Genomic DNA, 19,246 nt, shown 5'->3' on the forward strand with positions numbered 1-19,246 from the left:
ACTGGCCTTTCCGGTCAAGAATGTGAGCCATCTGAAGCATTACGATTAAAAGTTACAGTTCACTCCCCACCAGGGGCACCGCAGCCCGGTTGAACCGGACTGCGGTGCCCCTGGTGGGGAGTGAACTGTAACCGGTTAAAAATTGAAATAAATAAAAATAATCAAAAAAGATAGTAAAAGCATAAAGATGATGGTATAATAAGAACGACAGACAGAAAGATTTCGTTTCTGCCGCATATTTTTTATGGAATAGGCTCTCAGAAAGGACGTGGATGATATGAACAGATTCGATACGATGAGCAAAGAAGCTATGAACAGAGTAGAGGAACTCGTGAATTCAAGCAGACTGAACGAGTTGCTGCACAAGAGAGAAGAAGACGAAAAGAAGAAAAACTGTATTCTATGGATACTTGCCATCATTGGTGCTGTAGCGGCAGTCGCCGGCATTGCGTATGCGGTTTACCGTTTCTTCACACCGGATTATTTAGAGGATTTTGAAGATGATTTCGACGATGATTTCGATGATGATTTCTTCGAAGACGATACACCGGGCGAGGGTTCTGAACAGTAAGAAGGACATTTAGAAAAAAGAAGCGTGCCTCAGCGATTGAGACACGCTTTTTGACGCTGTCGGGGCGGGAGCGGTGAGGAATGAGGGCAGTGAGGAACGATGTTGGATGATTGGCTCGTTGCTTGCGGGAATAAACGAGAACAGGAGCAGATGACGTGAAAAAAGGCGAGATATATGAAGGTACTATAGAGAAATTCGATTTTCCGGATAAAGGGACACTGGTGACGGAATCCGGAAAGATTACAGTGAAGCATGCACTTCCGGGACAGAAGGTGTCCGTGATGATTACGAAGAAGCGGGGCGGACGGCTGGAAGGAAAGATCGTTGAGGTGGTGGAAAAGTCACCTCTGGAGACCGCGGAAAAGCCGTGTGTCCATTTCGGCGCCTGCGGCGGCTGTATTTACCAGACAATCCCTTATGAGAAGCAGCTGGAGATAAAGGAAAAGCAGGTTAAGAGCCTGCTGGACAGTGTCTGCGATTCCTATGAGTTTGAGGGGATTTTGGGAAGTCCGCAGTCCGGCGGATACCGTAATAAGATGGAGTTCTCATTTGGCGATGAGTTTAAGGACGGTCCGATGGCACTGGGGATGCACCGGCGCGGAAGCTTTTATGATGTGGTGACTACCACAGAGTGTCAGATCGTGAATCCGGATTTTTGTGAGATTTTAAAGGCCTCTAAAGAGTATTTTGAGAAGCTGGGGCTGGGATTTTATAAAAAGATGCAGCATACGGGTTATTTACGCCATCTTCTGGTGCGCCGCGCGGTTAAGACAGGGGAGATTCTGGTGGATTTAGTGACGACAAGCCAGGAGGATCCGGATTTGAAGCCATTTGCGGAGCTGCTGCTTTCCCTTCCGTTAAGCGGCCGGATCGTTGGTATTCTTCATACGTGGAATGATAGTCTGTCCGATGCGGTGAAGAATGACAGGACCGATATTCTGTATGGACAGGACTATTTCTATGAAGAGTTGCTGGGGTTAAAGTTTAAGATATCTCCGTTTTCCTTCTTCCAGACGAATTCACTGGGGGCCGAGGTGCTGTACGATAAGGCGAGAAGCTATGTCGGTGATACGAAAGACATGGTCGTGTTTGACTTATACAGTGGGACGGGTACCATCGCTCAGATGATCGCGCCGGTCGCCAAAAAGGTGGTCGGAGTAGAGATCGTGGAAGAAGCCGTGGAGGCCGCGAAGGAGAATGCGCGGATGAACGGGCTGGATAACTGTGAGTTTATCGCAGGAGACGTTTTGAAGGTTATCGATGATATCGGGGAAAAACCGGATTTGATTATTCTTGACCCGCCGAGAGACGGAATTCATCCGAAGGCGCTGGGGAAGATCATCGACTATGGAGTGAAGAGAATTGTGTATATTTCCTGTAAGCCTACGAGCCTGGTGAGGGATCTGGTGGTGTTCCAGGAGAGAGGGTATCAGGTGGAGAAGGTTTGTGCGGTGGATATGTTTCCGGGGACGGGGAATGTCGAGACGGTAGTTCTTTTATCCCACAAAAAAGCCGACAGTTATATCCACATTGATGTGGAGTTTGGAGAGGGCGAGGGCAAGATTCCGGTAGATAGTATTGCTAAAAGAGCCGAAGCGTATAAGCCCAAAGAAAAAGTGACCTACAAAATGATTAAGGAGTACATAGAAGCGAAATACGGCTTCAAGGTACATACCGCATATATCGCAGAGGTAAAGCGAAATTTGGGATTGCCGATGTATGATGCTCCTAATGCGGTAGAAGAATTGAAACAGCCGAGGAAACATCCGACACCAGAAAAGGTCGAAGCAATCAAAGATGCACTTCGTTATTTTGCAGTGATATAAAACTTTACTTACAATCGAATATTTCTTACATAGCCGTTTATTCATTTATTTGAGTAAGCGGCTTTTTTCATCCCTATTTTTCGTAATAGGGATATTTTTTGTAGAAGGAGGAGGTTTATTTGAACACGCAAATCATCGCCATCGCCAACCAGAAAGGCGGCGTTGGCAAAACAACAACCTGTGCGAACTTGGGAATAGGTCTGGCACAGGCCGGAAAGAAAGTGCTTCTGATCGACGGGGACCCACAAGGAAGCCTGACAATAAGCTTGGGAAATCCGCAACCGGACAAGCTGCCATTTACACTGTCGGATGCAATGGGCAAAATTCTGATGGATCATCCTATACGCCCCGGAGAAGGTATTCTGCATCATGCAGAAGGCGTTGACCTGATGCCTGCGGATATTCAGCTTTCCGGTATGGAGGTTTCTCTGGTAAACGCCATGAGCCGTGAAACAATTTTACGGCAATACCTGGACACACTGAAGGGACAATATTCCCATATCCTGATTGACTGTCAGCCCTCGTTGGGGATGCTTACGGTCAATGCGCTGGCGGCTGCGAACAGGATCATAATTCCCGTTCAGGCAGAGTATCTGCCCGCCAAAGGGTTGGAACAGCTTCTATCTACGGTCAGTAAGGTGAAACGGCAGATCAATCCAAAGCTCCAGATTGACGGTATCCTGCTGACGATGGTGGATAACCGCACCAACTTTGCCAAAGAGATTGCTGCTTTGCTGCGGGACACCTATGGAAGTAAAATCAAAGTCTTTGGAACGGAAATCCCCCATTCTGTCCGGGCAAAGGAAATTAGTGCAGAGGGAAAAAGTATTTTCGCCCATGACCCTGGCGGCAAGGTGGCAGAGGGGTATCGAAATCTGACGAAGGAGGTGTTGAAACTTGAAAAGCAGCGCGAAAAAAGTAGAGCTGGCATCGGTAGATGATCTGTTTTCTACGGAGGAGAGCCGTGCCGATGCTCAGAGAGAAAAAATAGTAGAAATCCCGCTGTCGGAACTGCACCCGTTCAAAGGGCATCCATTCAAAGTCAAGGATGACGAAGCAATGATGGAAACCGCAGACAGTATCAAGCAGTATGGTGTGCTGGTTCCTGCGATTGCCCGTCCTGACCCGGAGGGTGGTTATGAGCTGGTAGCCGGACACAGGCGGCACAGAGCCAGTGAGCTGGCAGAAAAGGAGACCATGCCGGTCATTGTTCGGGATTTGGATGATGATGCCGCCACGATCATTATGGTTGACAGCAACCTGCAACGAGAAATTCTGCTCCCCAGTGAAAGAGCATTTGCCTACAAGATGAAGCTGGATGCCATGAAACATCAGGGAGAGCGAGTTGATTTAACTTCGTCCCAAGTTGGGACGAAGTTGAGAGCCGATGAAATATTGGCTCAGCAGGCTGGTTCAAGCAGAAATCAAGTTCAGCGCTATATCCGTCTGACAGAGCTGATTCCTGAATTGATGGATATGGTGGATGAAAAGAAGATTGCCCTGAACCCTGCCTATGAGCTGTCCTTTCTCAAAAAGGAGGAACAGGTAGACCTGTTGGACGCGATGGACAGCGAACAGGCTACCCCTTCTCTTTCTCAAGCTCAGCGGCTCAAAAAATACAGTCAGGAGGGGCATCTGACCCTCGATATGATGCGTGTCATCATGGGTGAGGAAAAGAAAAGCGATCTGGACCGAGTGACATTTACCTCTGACACCTTGCGAAAGTATTTCCCTAAAAGCTATACGCCCCAGCGGATGCAGGAAACCATCATCAAGCTGCTGGAGGCATGGCAGAAAAAGCGTCAGAGAGATCAGGAACGATGAAAGGAGCCGCCTATGAGGGATATTTCAGCCCGCGAGCTGAAAGGACACAACATTCTCGCCGTAGAGAGGTTTTGGGATAACACCCGCTGGATGATTGAGTTTTCCGTCCTGCGTCCCAGCACAGCTTACGGCAGCCCCGGAGAGGAAATGCGGCTGTTTTTGACCGAGGACGGGTATCAGGCTGCCCTGCAAAGCCAGCAGCGCCGGGAGATTAAGATCAAGCGTTACGCTCGTGTGATTGAGGGACATATCCTCGATTTCAAACCGGGAAAACGCCGCCGCTCATAAACCCATACAACGAAAGGAAAGGAATGACTATGTGTACGGTAAAGGAAATTCAAGAAGCAATCCGGGAAGATTGCAAATCTCAGCATGACATGGATTCAACGGATATTGACCGAGTGATGCAAACACTTCCTTTCGCCCAGGAGGAGCCATTTACAGAGGCGCGTCCTCGAAAGCCGCTGTTTTGGTTCTATGCAAGAAAATTTGAAAAGTGTTGAACACCGCAATTCTTTGGAATGAGGATTGCGGTTTTTTTGTACCCAAAATTCGGAAGGAGTGAGGTCGATGGCCGTTTTTCGTATTGAACGGACCCGTGATTATACCGTGATGAGCAATCATCATTTACGAAATGCAAACCTGTCGTTAAAAGCCAAGGGGCTGCTTTCCATGATGCTGTCTTTGCCAGAGGACTGGAATTACACCACCCGTGGTCTTGCAAAGATCTGTAAGGAGGGCGTGGATGCCATAGGCGCTGCGTTGCGGGAATTGGAGGCTGCCGGTTACATTGTGCGGCACAAGCTGCGTGACCGGCAGGGACGCATCAGCGATACAGAGTATGTCATATACGAGCAGCCACAGCTTAGAAAACCGGATACGGATTCACCAGATACGGAAAACCCGTATATGGATAAACCGGATACGGAAAAGCCCGCAGAATTAAATATAGAGAAATCAAATACAGAAAAATCAATTACTTATGGATCAAGTACCGATTCCATTCCCTTCCGGGAAACAGCGGCGGCAAGACCGCCGGAACGGAAAGGAAGAGATGCGATGTCTGTCACAGAGATAGAAAATTATCGGGAATTGATTTTGGAGAATATCGAGTATGACTGTCTGAAGCAGCGTTATCCTCTCTACCTGGATGACCTGAATGAGATCGTAGAGCTGTTGGTAGAAACGGTCTGTGCCAGACGAAAGACCACCCGGATCTCTGGGGCAGACTTTCCTCACGAGATCGTGCGTTCCCGTTTTTTGAAACTGGACAGCTCCCACATCGAGTTTGTCATGGACTGTCTGCAAAAGAACACCACCCAGGTACGCAACATGAAGCAGTACCTGCTTGCGGTGCTGTTCAATGCGCCTACCACCATGAATAATCACTTCACTTCATTGGTCAACCACGATATGCACGCAGGCGGCTGGTAAAGGCCGCCTTTTATCATGCCAAAGGAGGCACGACATGAACCAGATGGAAATTTTCAAAAACCCGGAGTTTGGCAGTATCCGGGTCATCGAAGAAAACGGCAAATACCTGTTCTGCGGAACGGATGTGGCCGCTGCGCTGGGGTACAGCAATTCCCGCGATGCAATTATCCGCCATTGTAGGTATGTCGTGAAACGCGACGCACCTCACCCACAAAGCCCCGACCGCAAAATCAGTATGACTTTTATCCCCGAAGGAGATTTGTACCGCCTGATTGTTCACAGCAAATTGCCATCGGCAGAACAGTTTGAACAGTGGGTATTCGATGAGGTTCTGCCTACCATTCGCAAGCACGGGGCCTATCTCACAAGAGAGAAGCTTTGGGAGGTAGCTACTTCCCCGGAGGCTCTGATGAAGCTCTGCTCAGACTTGTTGGCTGAGCGTGAAGCAAATATTTCTCTGCGTAAGGAAAATGCACAGCTGGAGGGCAAAGCCGCTTTCTATGACCTGTTCATCGACTTAAAGCACAGCACCAATCTCAGGACAACCGCCAAAGAGTTGGATGTCCCGGAGCGCCGGTTTGTTCGGTTTCTGATAGAACGACGGTTTGTGTACCGCACAGCATCCGGCAATGTGCTGCCCTATGCCAATGTGAAAAATACGGGGCTGTTCTGTGTGAAAGACTACTGCAATCACGGGCATACCGGCTCCTACACGCTGGTTACGCCAAAGGGAAAGCTCTACTTTGCTCAGCTGCGGGAGATGATCTTGCTGGTCTCATAAGAACGGAAAGGAAGTGGGTTTTATGCAGGAAGGCAAAACAATCGGGCAGCTGATGGAGGAAATGCGCCAGAAAGCCGGGGCGCAGAACTATCACGGTCATGACTACATGGATCTCCAGCGATTTGCGGAGAACACCCGGCACATGATTATTTTTGATGTACTGACGCATGACTCCCCGGTTGGCTGGAAAGGAGAACGCACCCGCCTGTTTTTGTCAGATATAGGCTATGAAAAAGCTCTGGACAGTCAGGCAAATGGGCAGATCAAGATTCTCAGCCATGCAAAGGTCAGAAATGGAGATTTGTTTTATGACCACAAAGAACAGATACGATAGGAGGAATCCGATATGAATGAGGAAAAGAAAGTACCCTTTAAGTGGGAATATGGGGAAGAAACCATATCGCTGCAACTTGGAATGTATGCGAATAATCAGCGGCTTTATATCGGCATGATTACCCATACAGAAGATGGAGCAGAGGCGTTTGCAGATATGACGGTGAACCTACCAGGATATTCCCTGGACCCCGGAGAGGCGTTTATTTCCGGTGACATCAGCAAGGACCTGCTGCGATTCATCAAAGAGAACAAGTTGGGGAAGGTGCTTCCCTATCAGGTGCAGTCCGGTTATGGAAAATATTCTGCCGTTGCCTTTGATCTGGAGAAGTTGAAGGCATTTGACCCCAAAGGTGTGGCAGAGTTTCGGGAAGAGTGGAATCTGCCGGATAAGAAGCCGGTAAAGAAAAAGAACCGCGGGATGGAGCGATGAAGAAATATTTTCTCCGGCGGCTGGTGGTTCCGCCTTAGCAAAAAAAGAGATTCCCTGCAAACTTCGTGGAAAGGAGGCGAGAAAATGCAGGAAGAAGTGGAAAACAGAACTTTGACGCTGGTTGTCAGTGGAACAAAGTTTACCGGCAGAATGTTTAAGGCTGCCATAAGCAAGTATATGGCACATCGGAAGGAAAAGAAGCTGGAAAAACAGAGAAGCCGTGATGCGCCGGTTGTTCCGCATGGAAAACAGACTGTGAAGCAGCTTGTCGGGCAGAATCAGGGAATATCCAACATTGAGATCACAGACCCCTCTATCAAGGAGTTTGAGAAAATCGCCCGGAAATATGGTGTGGATTATGCGGTGAAAAAGGACCGCAGCAGTTCTCCGCCAAAGTACCTGATTTTTTTCAAAGGCCGTGATGCAGATGCTCTGACAGCAGCTTTTACAGAGTACACCAACAAAAAGGTCAAAAAGGCAACGAAAACAGAGCGCCCGTCCGTACTGGCAAAACTTAACCAGTTCAAAGAGATGGTTAAAAATGCTGTGGTGGATCGCACCAAGCGAAAGGAGCTGGAACGATGAAAAAGACATTGGACATCAAAAAGCTCATTTTGCTGAATATGCCGTATATCCTGCTGGGGCTGTTTGCTACCAATTTTGGAGAGGCATGGCGAATGGCACAAGGGGCGGATGCTTCAGAAAAGTTTCTTTCGCTGGTTGCGGTTCTGCCTGGGGCGTTGCAAAGTTTCTGGCCAAGCCTGCATCCATTGGACTTGTTGGTAGGGCTGTGCTGCGGTGTTGGTCTGAGGCTGGCGGTGTATCTTAAAAGCAAAAACGCCAAGAAATATCGACATGGTTTGGAATATGGTTCGGCCCGCTGGGGAACCCGTGAGGATATTGCACCTTACGTTGATCCTGTATTTCAGAACAATGTGATTCTGACGAAAACGGAGAGCCTGACCATGAACAGCCGCCCCAAGGACCCAAAGACCGCCAGAAACAAAAATGTGCTGGTGATCGGCGGCTCCGGTTCCGGTAAGACCCGTTTCTGGCTCAAACCGAATCTGATGCAGATGCACAGCAGCTACGTCGTGACTGACCCGAAGGGAACCATTTTGGTGGAGTGCGGAAAAATGCTCCAAAGGGGCGCACCCAAGCCAGGGAAAGACGGAAAGCCCATGAAGGATAAGCACGGCAAGGTCATTTATGAGCCGTACCGAATCAAGGTCCTAAATACAATCAACTTCAAGAAGTCCATGCACTATAACCCTTTCGCCTATATCCATAGCGAAAAGGACATCTTGAAGCTGGTAACAACGCTGATCGCCAATACCAAAGGCGAAGGCAAGACCGGAGACGATTTCTGGGTAAGTGCGACTCGTTCGCAGACGGTAAAAAGTCTGCGCACGAGCAACGGTTTTCCGTTGTTCGGAGAACTGGTAGTTTGATAGGTGGAATGACGGGGTAACGCCCTGAAACGCCTACCCTTGATGGGCGTGCATTAGCTGTAATGGCTGGTGTACGAAGCCCCATGACAAAGGCTGAGAGTAACCGTAACCACTGCCTAAAGTGGTCGAAAGCGGTCTGGAGGCAGACTGTGTTACCTATAAGCCGAGAGTCTATAAGATACCTATGGTTAGAATGTTCGCTTTGGCGGGCGGACTGACGAACCTGCGAATGTACAGGTCTAAAAGAAGACCACGCAGAAATGTGTGGGTGCGTTAATGCGCAGTCGGTGTGGTTTAGTAGAAATTGATCCTACGAACGACCATGCTGTGTTACAGGCACAGGCAAGCCGACAGGTCTATAGCAGGAACCTATGGGTATGTATGAACAGATAGAACTATCGGAACGAGGAAAGGCAGCAGATTCCGCAAGGAATAGTCTGACGAAAAACAATAAGCAGACGAACTGCTGCTGAAAAGTAGTGGTCGAACCTATGATGTGCTTGCGTTATGTGAGCTACGGAGGAATGGCCACAAGTCGGTTGAGATAAGCAGGCATTATTCAATCCAACATAAGGATTCGAGTAAGACCAAAAGGGTCACTTTCGCAAAAAGGAGGTGATGCCTTATGCCAAAGAAAAACAAAACTCTATGTGTAGATGACTTACGTCATGCCGAGTATTACGGTATGCAGCCAGTTTTTGATGAACTCTATCATCGAAGTTTGGAGGGAGAAAATTTTACCGACCTTATGGATTTAATTCTGAGCCGGGACAACATTCTTCTGGCATATCGGAACATCAAAGCAAACGGAGGAAGCTACACAGCAGGAACAGACAACAAAAACATCAGTGACATCGGGTGTTTACCGCCCGAAACAGTTGCAGAGAAAGTGAGGTTTATTGTCACAGGAAGTCAGCACGGATACCGCCCAAAGCCGGTAAGACGCAAAGACATTCCGAAACCAAACGGAAAAACCAGACCGTTAGGTATTCCCTGTATCTGGGACAGGCTGGTACAGCAATGTATCAAACAGGTCATAGAGCCAATCTGCGAAGCGAAATTCAGCGACAACAGTTACGGCTTTCGCCCGAACCGTTCCGTGGAACACGCCGTGCAGAAAACTTACACCATGCTTCAACGCATGAACCTGCATTATGTGATTGAGTTTGATATAAAAGGATTTTTCGACAACGTAAATCACAGCAAGCTAATGCGGCAAATATGGGCAATGGGAATACACGACAAGCAGTTGATTTTTATTATCAAGCGGATTCTGAAAGCACCGATTAGAATGCCAGACGGCACTACACTCATTCCAGACAAAGGCACTCCGCAAGGCGGTATCATTTCACCGTTGCTTGCCAATATCGTGCTGAATGAACTGGACAAATGGGTTGAGAGCCAATGGCAGAACCACCCTCTTGTAAAGGAATACGGGTATGAGAGGAAAATCAGAAACTCGATTACTTTTGACCGGAGCAAGGCATTCCTCAAAATGAGGAAAACAGGGTTGAAAGAAATGTATATCGTGAGATATGCAGATGATTTCAGAATTTTCTGCCGGAATAAAGAGGACGCTTTGAGAACGAAAGAGGCTGTAACGGCATGGATAACCGAGAGGCTGAGGTTGGAGGTATCGCCAGAGAAAACAAGGATAGTCAATGTTAGAAAACGCTATTCAGAGTTTCTTGGGTTTAAGATACGAGTCAGACCGAAAAGCAGGAAGTACATCGTGCAATCTCATATCTGTGACAAAAAGTTGGAACTGGAAAGGCAAAAACTGGTGGAACAGGCGAAACGAATTGCCCGACCTTCAGAGGGAAAAAGACCTTTGGACGAAATACGGCTGTACAATTCAATGGTTCTGGGAATACAGAATTATTTTCAACTTGCCACCTGCATCAGCATTGATTGCAGGAAAATCCACAGACAGGTCATGACAGTTTTAACAAATCGGCTCAATACAGAAACCGGGTGCAGACTTGTTCGAGAGGGCGGCGCAATGACCGAGAGCGAAAAAGAACGGTTTGGAAAGTCGGCAATGATACGGTATGTATCTGGAATCGACCAACCTATCTACCCTATCGCATACATCAAGAACAAGATACCGATGGCAAAGAAAGCGGCGGTTTGCAGTTACACGGTAGAGGGACGGGCATTGATACACACGAACCTAAGTATGAACTCATCTGTTCTATCAGGTTTGAGGAATCAACCGTCTATGGGGCGAAGCACAGAACTTACTGACAGCAGGATTTCACTATTCTCGGCTCAACGTGGAAAATGTGCGCTAAGTGGGGAACTCTTTGAAAATGCGGCTGACATAGTATGCTGGCTGAAAACACCGGCAGAATTGGGCGGCAAGGAACGCTATCGAAATATGATTTTGTTCCATAATAGATTTCTTCCACTCCTGCAAGAGTGTCCTAAGAATGAGCTAAAAGAGATAGCCGACACGATCAAGGCAACAAAGGAACTGATGTTAAAAGTGAACAGTCTGCGCCAGCAGGCTGGTTTGTCCGCAATAGAAAACTAACATTTCATTTGGTGATTGATTAAATGCTTGTGAAAACAACCGATGGAACGCCGGATGCGGTGAAAGTCGCACGTCCGGTGTGGAGTGGGGGAAAATCCGGCGATAACTTCAAAGGATTACCTATCACTATAAGCAGAAACCTTGTTGTACTGCGCGCTTATTGGCTATATCCATTATGAGGCTCCGGTGGAGGAGCAGAACTTCTCTACCCTCATTGAGTTCATCAACGCCATGGAAGTCCGTGAGGATGACGAGGAGTTCAAAAACCCCGTAGACCTGATGTTTGATGCACTGGAAGCCGAGAAGCCAAATCACTTTGCGGTGCGCCAGTATAAGAAATATAAGCTGGCCGCCGGTGTTGTATGCTCTAAAAGACTTCTTAATCAAGCGGTTGGGAAGTCTCTTAGAACACACAACCTAAAAACGAAGAAAGGAGCGCAAGTTATGAGAAAAAATGAGAAAATCACAGCTCTGTACGAACGACTGAGCCGTGATGACTTTGGCAAAGATGATGACCAACAGCGTGAGAGCAACTCCATATCCAATCAAAAGGCAATGTTGGAGGAGTTCGCCGCACGGCAGGGCTTTACAAACCTTGTCCATTTCACGGACGATGGCATTAGCGGCACCTGCTTTGACCGTCCCGGATTTTTGGCAATGATGAAAGAGGTTGAAGCCGGGAATGTGGAGTATCTGTGTATCAAGGACATGAGCCGCATGGGTCGTGACTATCTGAAAGTCGGTCAGATTATGGAAATTCTGCGTCAGCGTGGCGTTCGCCTTATCGCCATCAATGACGGCGTGGACAGTGCCAGAGGGGACGATGATTTTACCCCGTTCCGCAACATTATGAACGAGTATTACGCCAGAGATACCAGCCGTAAAATCCGTTCCACTTTCCAGTCAAAAGGCAAGTCCGGCAAGCACCTCACAGGCACGGTCATTTACGGCTATCTCTGGAACGAAGCCAGAGACCAATGGTTGGTTGACCCCGAAGCCGCTGATGTGGTCAAGCGCATCTTTGCCATGACGATTGAGGGCTACGGTCCGTATCAGATCGCCAGCAAGCTGAAAGAAGAAAAAGTCCTCATTCCGTCCGCTTACCTTGCCCAGCACGGCGAGGGCGTGAACAAGAATAAGACTTTCAAAGATGTGTACGGCTGGGGTTCTTCCACCATCTGCAACATTCTTGAAAAGCGTGAGTATCTGGGACACACCATCAATTTCAAGACCCGAAAGCACTTCAAGGACAAGAAAAGCCATTATGTCCCGGAGGACGAATGGACAATTTTCGAGAATACCCATGAGCCTATCATTGACCAGCAGACCTTTGACCTTGTGCAGAAAATCCGTGGGAATGTCAGACGCTACCCGGACGGCTGGGGCGAAGCAGCTCCCCTCACAGGCTTGCTTTATTGTGCCGATTGCGGCGGCAAGATGTATGTCCACCGTACCAACAACGGCAAGCGTATTTCTCAATATACCTGTTCCCAATACAGCAAAGTCCCAGTTGGAAAGCTCTGCACGACACAGCACCGTATCAATGAAGATGTGGTACTGTCCCTTGTCTCTGAAATGCTCAAAGCCATTGCCGAGTATGCGAAGCATGACCGAGCCGAGTTTGTCCGTGTGGTGCAGGAAGCGCAGTCCAGCCAGCAGACAGCAGAGGTTAAGAAACAGCGGATACGCCTTGCCACCGCAAAGCAGAGAGTGTCCGAGCTGGAAGTCCTGCTCTGTAAAATCTATGAGGACAACATTTTAGGAAAGCTGTCCGACAGCAGATACGCCACTCTGGACGCTCAATACGAAAAGGAACAGTCCGAGCTTACCGCCGAAATCTCTGCTCTGGAAAAGGCTGTCAAGAGCTATGAGAAGCACGAAAAGGACGCTGATCGTTTTATCGCTCTGATTGACAAGTACGAGAACTTCGACAAGCTGACCATTGCCATGCTCAACGAGTTTATCGAGAAAATCCTTGTGCATGAGCGTGACCGCAAAGGCAGTATACAGACCACACAGGAGGTCGAGATTTACTTCAATTTTGTTGGGCGATTCGTTCCCCCGGCGTTTGGAGAAGCGGAGCTTACCCCGGAGGAATTAGAGGAAATCCGCAAGCGTGAGGAACGCAAGGACAGGCTTCATCAGAACTACTTGAAGCGGAAAGCCAGCGGAGCGCAGAAGCGATACGAGGACAAAATCAAGGGGAGAAAAAAGGCAGAAATCGAAGCCAAGAAAGCCGCCATTCGTGCAGAGGACATTGCAAAGGGAGTGTTCGTTCCCGTCAGCAGTTTACCGCAGAGAGAGCCGATGAAAGGAGTACAAACAGCATGAATATCACTTACACACAGAACGGTGATTATCTTATCCCGAACATCATTATCCGCAAGACAAAGCCCCTCGGACACTACGGCAGACTCCGCAAGGCGTATCTGGAAATGCACCGCCCGATACTGTTCAATGAGCTGGTGCTATCCGATAGGCTCTTTGAGCATTGCGCCGAGATTGACGAAGCGGCACGAAATCGCATGGAGTTGATCGTGCCGAAGCTGGCAAAGCAGTACGGCGTGACCGAGCAACTGAAAGCCGATAATCAAATGGAATGGGTGCGGCAGATGAACGCTTGCAAGGCACAGGCAGAGGAGATTGTGAAAGCGGAATTGATTTATGATTGAGCGAGGAAGTCCGGGCAGAAAACTGTTCGGACTTTTCTCATATAGTCCAAAGTTGCGGTAGAACTGTTCACAAGTTTTATGGTATAATTTGAATACGAAAAGTGAGCAACAAATCTGGAATTTGTGGAGGCACATCAATGGAAACGATTTACGAAAAGTATATGGCACTTCCCATAGATAAGGGACTTTTATGTTTAGAATATGGAGATATTGCAGAGCCGTATTTTTGCTATCCCGTCAACGCAAAGCCAATCGGATTTGAAGGATGTATTCTGTATTGCTTTTTGCCGGAATATGGAGAAATGGTATTTGCCTGCAATCCAGAAAGTTGTGTAGACCAAAATGTATATCCATTAGCGGCAAATTTTGAAGATTTTATCCGTTTAATCTTGGCTTGTGGTACTGCTAACCCATTGGAGCAAATCGTTTGGATGGATAAAAATAAATTTGAAGAACACATGGCAAACGAAGAAAAAATACTGACCGATGAGCAGAGGACAGCGGCACAACAGCTACAGCGGGCATTAAGTTTGTTACCAATAGAAAATCCGTTTGAATATGTCAAATCCATTCAAAAAGATTTTGATGGTAGTAAAATACAATACAGTGATGAATACTATGAAGTTACCGGCATAGAGAACCCTAAAGGAACTAACACCCAAGATAAGCATTTAGTTGAATTTGAACCTGTCGTTTTTGAATTTAACCGCAAACAAGATAGCGACTAACAACTTCAAGTTTGGCGAACTGATAAAATCCCTTTAGGAACTAAAGGGCGCACTTCTATACTCTCCTATCGGGAGTATCGTGCGTCCTGCGGAGCTTCATTCTCCGTCAGCAGAAGAAAACTGCTTGACCGAGAATGTTGCGTCACTTCGTTCCGTCAAGGTGGCTACACCCCCTTGCGCCGCTAAAGCGGCTATCCCTTGTGGACTTGCCGTCCGCAAACAGCATAAAATGCTGTTCGCCGCCAGCAAGTTTGAAGGCGAATAAAATGAATTTTATGGAACAAGCAAATCGGAATTTGACAAAGGAGTGTGATTGTATGAAGAAGTTGATAACACTTGTCTTAGCATTAGTTTGTGTGTTAGGTTTGGTCGGTTGCAATCAAAAGGCTGTTAGTGCTTCAGAAGTGTACTCTTTCCCCGAACCTACAACAATGATTACAGTGTCTTTCTACTCACAAGGAGAAGAAACTGCATTTGAAATTGGTTCAGAGGAATATGACTCCAATGATTTATCTACAACCCCTGTTATTAACTGGTTCTATGATTTGAAGCTGACTGCTTGCGATGAGCCAGAAGCAGTAGAAGGCTCGGAAAGTTATGAATTCTATGTGAAAGGTGAAAGTGCCTTTACCTACGAAGATAGAGGTAGCGAAGCATATATTATCATTGGTGGGAGCTACTACAAGGTAAGCAATCCTTCTGCTCCACCGATTAACTAACCCAATTCCAGTTTGTCTAACTGAACACAAAAACCGAATACCGAAAATCAGACCGTTGACTGGTCGCACTATGCGAAAAGTTGACGGTCTTTTTTTATCCGCAAAATCAAAAAAGGAGGTCAATTACAATGACAAAACCGAAAACCCTTGAACAGCTTCGAGCCGAAAAGGAACGAGCCGAGACGCAGCTTGCACAGGAACAGCACAAGCTGGAGCGTCTGGAGAACCGAAAGAAGTTTCTGGAACAGGGCGAGCGAAAGAAACGCACCCACCGCCTTTGCAATCTGGGCGGAACGATTGAGAGCCTTGCCCCGGAGGTCAAAGATCTCACACGCACCGAAATGACAGAGCTGATGGAACACATCTTTTCTCTGTCCGAAGTCCAGCGAGCCGTCCGTCACATGGCGATTACCCACATCAGCCAAGCAAACAGAGAAAAGGAGTTGAAAGCCGATGGCACTATTTCATCTGAGCGTCACGCAGACTAAGCGAAGCGCAGGACAGTCCGCTATTGCTTCTGCCGCCTACCGTGCCGGGGAGCGATTGTATAGCGAGTATTACGGCGAATACAGCGACTACACCAGAAAGGGCGGCGTGATTTGCTCCAACATTCTCCTGCCGTCCCATGCACCGCCCGAATACGCAGACCGCCAGACCCTATGGAACGCCGTGGAAAAAGCCGAGCGTGGAAAGAACGCCCAGCTTGCATACAGCTTTGACATTGCCTTGCAGAATGAATTTTCCCTTGAGGAAAACATCGCTCTTGCAAGGCAATTTTTATTGGAGAACTTTGTAAGCCGGGGCATGGTGGTTGACTTCGCCGTACACCAGCCAGACCGGGAGGACGGCGGCATACCAAACCCGCATTTTCATGTGCTTTGCCCCATCCGCCCCATCGAGCAGAACGGCAAATGGGGACTAAAGCAACGCCGGGTGTACGAACTGGACGAGGACGGCAACCGTATCCGAGACCAGAACGGAGAGTTTGTTTTCAACGCCGTTCCCACTACCGACTGGGGCAGTCCCGAAACGCTGGAACATTGGCGTGAAGCATGGGCGGAGATGTGCAATGCCAAGTTTGCGGAAAAGGGGCTTGACGTTCGTATCGACCACCGAAGCTATGAGCGTCAGGGCGTGGAGCTTCTTCCCACCGTCCACGAGGGCGCAACCGTCCGGGCAATGGAGAAGAAAGGCATACGCACCGAGAAAGGCGAGTTCAACCGCTGGATCAAGGCAACCAATGCCGTTATCCGGGACATCAAGAAGAAAATCGCTCTCCTGTTTGATTGGATTGCCGAAGCAAAAGCGGAGCTTGCCAAGCCGCAGGCACCAAACCTTGTTTCTCTGCTGAACGCCTATTACACCAGCCGCAGAGCCGGGGCTTATTCGCAGAAAGGCAAGGTCAGCAACCTAAAGGAGATGAACGAAACTTTCAATTATCTCCGGGCAAACGGCATTTATTCCCTTGAAGATTTGGAACACCGTGTCAGCGAACACAGTGCTGCCACAGAGAGCTTGAAGAAAACGCTGGACGAACAGACCGCCCGAATGAAAGCAATTAAGCAGCTCTATGACAGCTCCGCTGCTTTCCAGAGCTTGAAGCCTGTCTATGACGGCTTGCAGAAAATCAAGTTTGAGAAGCCCAGAGCCAAGTACAAGGCAGAGCATGAAACGGAACTGAAACAGTTCTACGCCGCCAGACGAAAGCTGACCGGGGAGTTCCCAGACGGCAAGGTGGATATGAAAAAGCTGTCCGACGAGTATGACGAGCTGGAACAGGCGCACAACACCACCTATGGCGAGTTTAAGACCGTCAGAGACGATTTACACCGTCTTTGGAAGGTCAAGTCATGCGTAGATACTGCCGCCCGTTTTAACGAGCGTACAGAGGAACAAAAGCTCCAAAATCGACCTCAAACACGACAGAAAAAGGAGGAACTATCCCGATGAATTACACCCAAGCACAGATTGACCGGGCAAACGCCGTCAGTCTGGAAGATTTTCTCCGCACACAGGGAGAGACACTTATCAAAAGCGGACGAGAATACCGCTGGAAAGAACATGACAGCCTGACCGTCCGGGGAAACAAGTGGTTTCGACACAGCCAGAGCAAGGGCGGCTATCCCATTGATTTTGTCATGGAGTTTTACGGCAAGTCCTTTCCCGAAGCTGTCCAGCTCCTGACCGGCGAAAGCGGCGAAGGACAGACCGAAGCCACCACAGCACCGCCCACAGCGTTCCACTTGCCCTTGCACAACCGAACAGCCGACAGAGCAATTCAATATCTTTGCGAAAGCCGAGGTCTCAACCCGAAACTGGTTGAGGCTTTTCTTCTTTCCGGGGATATTTACGAGGACGCAAAGCGGCACAATGTTGTGTTTGTCGGCAGAGACCGAAGCGGTACGCCGAGATACGCCCATGTGCGAGGAACGGCAGACCCATTCAGACAGGATATTACCGGGTCTGACAAGTCCTATCCGTTCCGCTATGAGGGAAACGGCAACCAGCTTTTTGTCTTTGAAGCGCCGATTGACCTGTTATCGTTCATCTGCCTTTATCCGCAGGACTGGCAGACAAGGAGCTATCTTGCCCTGGGCGGCGTTTCGGGAAAAGCCCTTGACCGTTTTCTTTCTGAACGCAAGGACACCCAAAAAGTGTTCCTCTGCCTTGACAGCGACACCGCAGGAAGCGAAGCCTGTACCCGACTGGCACAGTCCATTCCCAGCGAGATCGCCGTCATTCGCCTTGTCCCGGCAAGGAAAGACTGGAACGATGTTCTCCGTCAGCAAGGGGACATTCCGAGCCGCAAATTTATAGCGGAAACAATCACGCTGCGAGAGCTGCCCACCGCCCAGCCTGTCCCCATGCTCCGTATGGCAGATGTGGAGCTGACGAGCGTGGATTGGCTATGGTTTCCGTATATCCCCTTTGGAAAGCTGACGATTATACAGGGCAACCCCGGCGAGGGCAAGACCTACTTTGCCATGCGTCTTGCGGCGGCTTGCACCAACCGAAAGCCCTTGCCCGGTATGGAAACCCTTGAGCCTTTCAATATCATCTATCAGACCGCCGAGGACGGTCTGGGCGATACTGTTAAGCCCCGACTGATGGAAGCAGACGCAGACCTCGAAAAAGTGCTTGTCATTGATGACAGGGATACGCCGCTGACCCTTGCCGATGAACGCATAGCAAGGGCAATCCGGGAAAACAACGCAAGGCTGGTTATCATTGACCCGGTACAGGCGTTTCTGGGCGCAGATGTGGACATGAACAGGGCAAACGAGGTGCGCCCGATATTCCGCAGTCTGGGAGACATTGCACAGGCTACCGGGTGCGCTATCGTGCTGATTGGACACCTGAACAAAGCCGCAGGAACGCAAAGCACCTATCGGGGATTAGGGTCTATCGACATTACGGCGGCAGTCCGCAGTCTGCTTTTTATCGGCAAGCTGAAGGACAGCCCCACAACGAGGGTGCTTATCCATGAGAAAAGCTCCCTTGCGCCGCCCGGACAGTCCCTTGCCTTTTCTCTGGGAGACGAGAAAGGCTTTGAATGGATAGGAGCTTATGACATTACCGCTGACGAGCTTCTTGCCGGGACAGACACCGCCAAGACCGAAAGCAAGACCGCACAGGCAGAAGCACTGATACTGGAACTGCTGGCAGACGGAAAGCGTATGCCGAGCGCAGAGCTGGAAAAGGCAGTCAATGAGCGTGGGATTTCCTCACGCACCATGAGAACGGCAAAAAGCCGTATCGGAGACAGGCTTGTGACCGAGAAAGACGGCACAGCATGGGTCTGCTATCTCCGAGACTGACAGCAGGAACACGGCAAGCGTGGCAAAGACGGCAAGGTTTTTATAGATACCTTAGTGTTGCCGCCTTGCCTTGTTCCCTCATACCGACACCGCCCGATGATGAACAGTCACCGGGCATTT

The 19,246-nt window shown here is 48.9% G+C and carries 19 protein-coding genes and 1 pseudogene; all 20 read left to right on the forward strand.

Features of this window, described 5'->3' with window-relative positions; genetic code table 11:
- Positions 1–277 precede the first annotated feature (277 nt).
- The 20 genes and pseudogenes from M1L66_RS13215 to M1L66_RS13310 all read left to right on the forward strand — a co-directional run bounded on the left by M1L66_RS13215 (position 278) and on the right by M1L66_RS13310 (position 19,126).
- Positions 278–571 carry a hypothetical protein gene (locus M1L66_RS13215; RefSeq protein WP_002600022.1) on the forward strand — a complete coding sequence of 98 codons (294 nt, stop codon included), beginning with the start codon at positions 278–280 and terminating at the stop codon, positions 569–571.
- A gap of 155 nt (positions 572–726) precedes the next feature.
- Complete coding sequence (gene rlmD / locus M1L66_RS13220; protein WP_434693490.1) at positions 727–2,397, forward strand: 23S rRNA (uracil(1939)-C(5))-methyltransferase RlmD; 1,671 nt, start codon at positions 727–729, stop codon at positions 2,395–2,397.
- A 119-nt stretch (positions 2,398–2,516) separates the two neighbouring features.
- Entirely contained in the window at positions 2,517–3,338 is an 822-nt protein-coding gene (locus tag M1L66_RS13225) for a ParA family protein (protein WP_008396279.1), read from the forward strand.
- Positions 3,295–4,221 (forward strand): ParB/RepB/Spo0J family partition protein, encoded by a 927-nt coding sequence (locus M1L66_RS13230; RefSeq protein WP_434693494.1) that lies wholly within the window; start codon positions 3,295–3,297, stop codon positions 4,219–4,221. The genes M1L66_RS13225 and M1L66_RS13230 overlap by 44 nt, the downstream gene beginning before the upstream one ends.
- A gap of 12 nt (positions 4,222–4,233) precedes the next feature.
- Positions 4,234–4,509: a DUF5720 family protein gene (locus M1L66_RS13235; RefSeq protein ID WP_002592134.1), complete on the forward strand. Its 276-nt coding sequence runs from the start codon at positions 4,234–4,236 to the stop codon at positions 4,507–4,509.
- A gap of 23 nt (positions 4,510–4,532) precedes the next feature.
- Positions 4,533–4,724, forward strand: coding sequence for a hypothetical protein (locus tag M1L66_RS13240; protein ID WP_005335946.1), 192 nt, complete (start codon positions 4,533–4,535; stop codon positions 4,722–4,724).
- Between the two features lie 67 nt (positions 4,725–4,791).
- Positions 4,792–5,655 (forward strand): DUF6017 domain-containing protein, encoded by an 864-nt coding sequence (locus tag M1L66_RS13245; protein ID WP_055194503.1) that lies wholly within the window; start codon positions 4,792–4,794, stop codon positions 5,653–5,655.
- 34 nt (positions 5,656–5,689) lie between these two features.
- The gene (locus tag M1L66_RS13250) at positions 5,690–6,436 is read left to right on the forward strand and encodes a BRO family protein (protein ID WP_009004944.1); all 747 of its coding nucleotides are present in this window, start codon (positions 5,690–5,692) and stop codon (positions 6,434–6,436) included.
- Between the two features lie 22 nt (positions 6,437–6,458).
- The gene (locus M1L66_RS13255) at positions 6,459–6,770 is read left to right on the forward strand and encodes a DUF5720 family protein (protein WP_025487374.1); all 312 of its coding nucleotides are present in this window, start codon (positions 6,459–6,461) and stop codon (positions 6,768–6,770) included.
- Positions 6,771–6,782: 12 nt separating this feature from the next.
- Entirely contained in the window at positions 6,783–7,202 is a 420-nt protein-coding gene (locus M1L66_RS13260; protein ID WP_002576240.1) for a DUF4313 domain-containing protein, read from the forward strand.
- Between the two features lie 84 nt (positions 7,203–7,286).
- Positions 7,287–7,787, forward strand: a complete 501-nt coding sequence (locus tag M1L66_RS13265) for a PcfB family protein (protein ID WP_007886614.1) — start codon at positions 7,287–7,289, stop codon at positions 7,785–7,787.
- Positions 7,784–8,581, forward strand: a pseudogene (locus M1L66_RS13270) (type IV secretory system conjugative DNA transfer family protein); the annotation flags it as partial. The gene M1L66_RS13265 and the pseudogene M1L66_RS13270, both read left to right, overlap by 4 nt.
- A 697-nt stretch (positions 8,582–9,278) precedes the next feature.
- The gene (gene ltrA / locus M1L66_RS13275; protein WP_129795774.1) at positions 9,279–11,189 is read left to right on the forward strand and encodes a group II intron reverse transcriptase/maturase; all 1,911 of its coding nucleotides are present in this window, start codon (positions 9,279–9,281) and stop codon (positions 11,187–11,189) included.
- A gap of 444 nt (positions 11,190–11,633) precedes the next feature.
- Positions 11,634–13,520: a recombinase family protein gene (locus tag M1L66_RS13280; RefSeq protein ID WP_055652455.1), complete on the forward strand. Its 1,887-nt coding sequence runs from the start codon at positions 11,634–11,636 to the stop codon at positions 13,518–13,520.
- Entirely contained in the window at positions 13,517–13,861 is a 345-nt protein-coding gene (locus M1L66_RS13285; protein WP_055652456.1) for a TnpV protein, read from the forward strand. Before M1L66_RS13280 ends, M1L66_RS13285 begins: the two co-directional genes overlap by 4 nt.
- 137 nt (positions 13,862–13,998) lie before the next feature.
- Complete coding sequence (locus tag M1L66_RS13290) at positions 13,999–14,589, forward strand: hypothetical protein (protein WP_020989788.1); 591 nt, start codon at positions 13,999–14,001, stop codon at positions 14,587–14,589.
- Between the two features lie 317 nt (positions 14,590–14,906).
- Positions 14,907–15,308, forward strand: a complete 402-nt coding sequence (locus M1L66_RS13295) for a hypothetical protein (RefSeq protein ID WP_033121559.1) — start codon at positions 14,907–14,909, stop codon at positions 15,306–15,308.
- Positions 15,309–15,436: 128 nt separating this feature from the next.
- On the forward strand, positions 15,437–15,796 hold the full coding sequence (locus M1L66_RS13300) for a DUF3847 domain-containing protein (protein WP_046415456.1): 360 nt from the start codon (positions 15,437–15,439) through the stop codon (positions 15,794–15,796).
- Positions 15,762–17,258, forward strand: coding sequence for a MobQ family relaxase (mobQ, locus tag M1L66_RS13305; protein WP_173812610.1), 1,497 nt, complete (start codon positions 15,762–15,764; stop codon positions 17,256–17,258). The genes M1L66_RS13300 and mobQ overlap by 35 nt, the downstream gene beginning before the upstream one ends.
- A complete protein-coding gene (locus tag M1L66_RS13310) occupies positions 17,255–19,126 on the forward strand; it encodes an AAA family ATPase (protein WP_257367349.1) in 1,872 nt (623 codons plus the stop codon). Before mobQ ends, M1L66_RS13310 begins: the two co-directional genes overlap by 4 nt.
- Positions 19,127–19,246: the final 120 nt, after the last annotated feature.

The sequence above is a fragment of the Hungatella sp. SB206 genome, from assembly GCF_051132295.1.
GTDB classification, from domain to species: Bacteria; Bacillota; Clostridia; order Lachnospirales; family Lachnospiraceae; genus Hungatella; species Hungatella effluvii.

Bases quoted from the DNA above. Each gene is read 5' to 3' on its own strand.
- M1L66_RS13215 (WP_002600022.1), top strand. From the start codon at position 278: ATGAACAGATTCGATACGATGAGCAAAGAAGCTATGAACAGAGTAGAG.
- M1L66_RS13235 (WP_002592134.1), top strand. From the start codon at position 4,234: ATGAGGGATATTTCAGCCCGCGAGCTGAAAGGACACAACATTCTCGCC.
- M1L66_RS13240 (WP_005335946.1), top strand. From the start codon at position 4,533: ATGACTATGTGTACGGTAAAGGAAATTCAAGAAGCAATCCGGGAAGAT.
- M1L66_RS13245 (WP_055194503.1), top strand. From the start codon at position 4,792: ATGGCCGTTTTTCGTATTGAACGGACCCGTGATTATACCGTGATGAGC.
- M1L66_RS13250 (WP_009004944.1), top strand. From the start codon at position 5,690: ATGAACCAGATGGAAATTTTCAAAAACCCGGAGTTTGGCAGTATCCGG.
- M1L66_RS13255 (WP_025487374.1), top strand. From the start codon at position 6,459: ATGCAGGAAGGCAAAACAATCGGGCAGCTGATGGAGGAAATGCGCCAG.
- M1L66_RS13260 (WP_002576240.1), top strand. From the start codon at position 6,783: ATGAATGAGGAAAAGAAAGTACCCTTTAAGTGGGAATATGGGGAAGAA.
- M1L66_RS13265 (WP_007886614.1), top strand. From the start codon at position 7,287: ATGCAGGAAGAAGTGGAAAACAGAACTTTGACGCTGGTTGTCAGTGGA.
- ltrA (WP_129795774.1), top strand. From the start codon at position 9,279: ATGCCAAAGAAAAACAAAACTCTATGTGTAGATGACTTACGTCATGCC.
- M1L66_RS13280 (WP_055652455.1), top strand. From the start codon at position 11,634: ATGAGAAAAAATGAGAAAATCACAGCTCTGTACGAACGACTGAGCCGT.
- M1L66_RS13285 (WP_055652456.1), top strand. From the start codon at position 13,517: ATGAATATCACTTACACACAGAACGGTGATTATCTTATCCCGAACATC.
- M1L66_RS13290 (WP_020989788.1), top strand. From the start codon at position 13,999: ATGGAAACGATTTACGAAAAGTATATGGCACTTCCCATAGATAAGGGA.
- M1L66_RS13295 (WP_033121559.1), top strand. From the start codon at position 14,907: ATGAAGAAGTTGATAACACTTGTCTTAGCATTAGTTTGTGTGTTAGGT.
- M1L66_RS13300 (WP_046415456.1), top strand. From the start codon at position 15,437: ATGACAAAACCGAAAACCCTTGAACAGCTTCGAGCCGAAAAGGAACGA.
- mobQ (WP_173812610.1), top strand. From the start codon at position 15,762: ATGGCACTATTTCATCTGAGCGTCACGCAGACTAAGCGAAGCGCAGGA.
- M1L66_RS13310 (WP_257367349.1), top strand. From the start codon at position 17,255: ATGAATTACACCCAAGCACAGATTGACCGGGCAAACGCCGTCAGTCTG.